This is a genomic window from Nocardia sp. NPDC058058, assembly GCF_042885355.1.
In the GTDB taxonomy this organism is placed as follows: domain Bacteria; phylum Actinomycetota; class Actinomycetes; order Mycobacteriales; family Mycobacteriaceae; genus Nocardia.
Map to the genome: position 1 here is coordinate 1 of NZ_JBHVSA010000053.1, position 1,087 is coordinate 1,087.

Here is a 1,087-nt window from a genome sequence, read left to right on the forward strand (position 1 = left end):
CATGAAGCCCTTACGGATCAGGGCCCGTGATCCCTCGGTGGCGTAGCCGCTGCCCCAGGCGGCCTTGTGCAGCCGGTAGCCGAGTTCCGCCACGGCGGAGTTGTGGTCGTCCAGGGGGCGGAATTCGAACCAGCCCAGGAAGAGGCCGGAGTCCTTCTCCTCCGCGGCCCAGTAGCCGCGAGTGCCGAAGCACGGGTAGTCGTGGAGGAGCCTGGGCAGGGTCTGTTCCTGGATCACCTCGCGGCTTGTGGGCCGACCGCCGTTGATGAAGCGCATGACGTCGGGGTCGTTGTCCAGTGCGAGCAAGTGGGCCGCGTCTGCACCGGTGAACGCGCGGAGCGCGAGGCGATCGGTCTCCAGGAAAGTGTTCATGCCGCGATCTTCATCACCGGCAGCTGCGCCCGCCACGGGGTATTCGCAGTAGGCGAGCGAGGGAGCGGTTGTTCATGCCGTGAAGGCCTCTGGGCGCTCGACGAGGTGACCTGAAGGAGTCCAGCGTGCCCGCCTTCGAGACCTGTCCCTGCTTCGCCGCCGACTACCAGCACCTCACTCCCACCCAGCGCCGGCGGCGACATCGAGCACACGGCCCTCTGCGCCGAAGCCGGTCCCCACCTCGCCACCGACAGCGGCACCAGCTCCCTGTACCTCTTCGAAGACCCCGGGAACATCCCCAGCTCACCGACGACCCGGCCCTCGCCCTCCCCCGCACCTATGCGACCGCCGGATCCACCACCAGCTTCACCAACGTCCGCACCTACACCTGGCAAGGAACTCCAGCCCCGACCGCATGCTGATCCTGCGCACCCAACGGGCCCCACCCCGTCACACCCGCCGATCACGTGAGCCCGTGATCCTGGGAGGCACTTCCGTCGCGCCACCGCGATGGTGTGGCAGCAGCTCGAACTGCATCCTTGCTCGGGCTGGCGCGCCGCTCCTCAGGTGAGAAGTGAGGGAAAGACGTACATGCCCGCCGGGCGTCACTCTCACGGTGCGCCTCAGGCCAACACCAGGTCTATCCCACATACACGGATGGGGTGCTAACGGCGTTAGCACCCCAGCCATGGGAGAGCCCGCGCAGTGGGATCAC

The 1,087-nt window shown here is 67.4% G+C and carries 1 protein-coding gene; it reads right to left on the bottom strand.

The window, feature by feature from the left end; all coding sequences use genetic code 11:
* Positions 1-372, bottom strand: a 372-nt coding sequence (locus tag ACFVUS_RS44120; protein ID WP_387781603.1) for a GNAT family N-acetyltransferase, incomplete at its 3' end; no start/stop codon positions are given.
* Positions 373-1,087 lie beyond the last annotated feature (715 nt).